Source organism: Rahnella sp. CJA17(1/100) (assembly GCF_963881615.1).
In the GTDB taxonomy this organism is placed as follows: domain Bacteria; phylum Pseudomonadota; class Gammaproteobacteria; order Enterobacterales; family Enterobacteriaceae; genus Rahnella; species Rahnella aceris.
In genome coordinates, this window is the sequence record NZ_CAWOJA010000035.1 from 1 (window position 1) to 2,501 (window position 2,501).

General features: G+C 55.3%; 3 protein-coding genes. All 3 read left to right on the forward strand.

The window, feature by feature from the left end:
* The first annotated feature begins 87 nt into the window (after positions 1 to 87).
* Genes tnpA through tnpC form a run of 3 tightly spaced genes read left to right on the forward strand, consistent with a single transcriptional unit; the run spans position 88 to position 2,471 of the window.
* The gene (gene tnpA / locus AACU55_RS16725) at positions 88 to 501 is read left to right on the forward strand and encodes an IS66-like element accessory protein TnpA (protein ID WP_134707151.1); all 414 of its coding nucleotides are present in this window, start codon (positions 88 to 90) and stop codon (positions 499 to 501) included.
* Positions 498 to 848: an IS66 family insertion sequence element accessory protein TnpB gene (gene tnpB, locus AACU55_RS16730; protein ID WP_134707152.1), complete on the forward strand. Its 351-nt coding sequence runs from the start codon at positions 498 to 500 to the stop codon at positions 846 to 848. Before tnpA ends, tnpB begins: the two co-directional genes overlap by 4 nt.
* Before the next feature lie 30 nt (positions 849 to 878).
* A complete protein-coding gene (tnpC, locus tag AACU55_RS16735; protein ID WP_134707153.1) occupies positions 879 to 2,471 on the forward strand; it encodes an IS66 family transposase in 1,593 nt (530 codons plus the stop codon).
* The last annotated feature ends 30 nt before the right edge of the window (positions 2,472 to 2,501 follow it).

The window sequence follows — 2,501 nt, forward strand, 5'->3', positions numbered from 1 at the left end:
AGGTAAGCGTAAACCCAGCACCGTATGTAGCCATTAAGCCAGTACTGATAACTTAGACGCCCACCTGTTACAGACGGACATCTAAGTATGGAATCCCAATCCTGGCGAAAAGAACCCCGTAAAAATTATTCGAACGACTTCAAGCTACGTATGGTTGAACTTGCTTCACGCCCCGGTGCCTGCGTTGCTCAAATTGCCCGTGAAAACGGCGTCAACGACAACGTCATCTTCAAATGGCTACGACTCTGGCAGAATGAAGGCCGTATATCACGCCGACTTCCGGCAACAGTCGAATCTTCACCCTCACCGACAATGCTGCCTGTTGAGGTGATACCTGATCCGACACCATCAGCCGGGATGAATACAGAACCGGGGCAGCTCTCAGCGCTGAATGCCTCCTCCTGTTGTGTTGAGTTCCGCCACGGCAAAATGACGCTTGAGAACCCGTCACCAGAGTTGCTGGCCGTGCTGCTCCGCGAACTGACCGGGAGAAGCCAATGATACCCCTCCCGTCAGGCACCCGTATCTGGCTGGTTGCTGGCGTCACGGATATGCGTAAATCGTTCAATGGTCTGGGCGAGTTGGTACAGCATGCACTTGATGAAAACCCGTTCTCCGGCCACCTGTTTATCTTTCGTGGTCGCAAAGGCGATACCGTGAAGATACTCTGGGCTGATGCTGACGGTCTGTGCCTGTTTACCAAACGGCTGGAAGCAGGCCAGTTCATCTGGCCTGCTGTACGCGATGGAAAAATCGCCATCACCCGCTCACAACTCGCTATGCTCCTCGATAAGCTGGACTGGCGTCAGCCTAAAACTTCACGCCTTAACTCACTGACAATGTTGTAAAAAGAGCATGACCGCATTATAAATGTGGTCATGAGTCAGGATTATCTCGCCCGTATCGCCGCGCTGGAAGATGCGCTTCGCCAGAAAGACAATCAGCTTAGCCTCGTTGCAGAGACTGAGTCGTTCCTGCGTTCGGCACTGGCTCGCGCAGAAGAGAAAATAGAGAACGAAGAGCGCGAAATAGAGCATCTGCGGGCACAGATAGAAAAACTGCGACGAATGTTGTTCGGTACCCGTTCTGAAAAGCTGCGCCGTCAGGTTGAAGAAGCCGAAGCCCTGCTGAAGTTGCAGGAGCAGCAAAGCGATCGTTACAACGGTCGGGATACCGATCCGCAGGTTCCGCGCCAGCTTCGCCAGTCCCGTCACCGCAGGCCTCTTCCTGAGCATCTTCCCCGCGAGATCCATCGTCTGGAGCCTGTGGAAAGCTGCTGCCCGGACTGCGGCAGTGATATGAAATACCTCAGTGAAGTCAGCGCTGAACAGCTGGAACTGGTCTCCAGCGCCCTGAAAGTCATCCGCACGGTCAGAGTGAAAAAGGCCTGCACCCGATGCGACTGCATCGTTGAAGCACCTGCGCCATCACGCCCCATCGATCGGGGTACCGCTGGTCCGGGTCTGCTGGCCCGCGTGTTAACAGCCAAATACTGTGAGCACACCCCGTTATACCGACAGACGGAAATCCTTGGCCGACAGGGTGTGGATCTGAGTCGTGCACTACTCTCCAACTGGGTGGATGCCTGTTGCCGGTTAATGGCCCCGCTGGATGAGGCCCTTTACCACTACGTGATGGACTCCCGCAAACTGCATACGGATGATACTCCAGTGCCGGTACTGGCGCCGGGGAGAAAGAAGACGAAAACCGGGCGCATCTGGACGTATGTGCGCGATGACCGGAACGCTGGCTCGTCAGACCCGCCAGCGGCGTGGTTCGCCTTCTCTCCGGACAGGCAGGGGAAACACCCTCAGCAGCATCTTCGACATTATCATGGTGTGCTGCAGGCGGATGCCTTCGCCGGTTATGATCGGTTGTTCAGTCCGGAACGTGAAGGTGGGCCACTGACAGAAGCTGCGTGCTGGGCCCATGCCCGCAGAAAAATCCATGACGTCTATATAAGCACTCAAACAGCGACAGCAGCAGAAGCCCTGAAACGCATCGGTGAGCTGTACGCAATAGAGGAAGAAATACGCGGCTGGCCGGAAGCAGAAAGGTTGTCATCCAGGCAGTCCCGGAGTAAGCCGCTGCTGGCATCCTTGCATGTGTGGTTGGTGGAGAAAAGCGCAACGTTGTCGAAAAAATCCCGGCTGGGCGAGGCGTTCGCTTATGCCCTGAATCAGTGGGATGCCCTGTGCTACTACTGCGATGATGGCCTGGCAGAGCCTGATAACAACGTGGCAGAACGCGCGCTACGAGCCGTCTGCCTTGGTAAGAAAAATTACATCTTCTTCGGCAGCGACCACGGCGGTGAGCGCGGAGCCCTGCTATATGGTCTAATCGGAACATGCAGGCTCAATGGTATCGATCCGGAAGCCTACCTTCGCCATGTCCTGAGCGTACTGCCGGAGTGGCCCAGCAACAAAGTGGCGGAACTGCTGCCATGGAACGTAGATCTCACCAATAAATAATCGTCAATACGGTGCTCACTTAATGCTTAC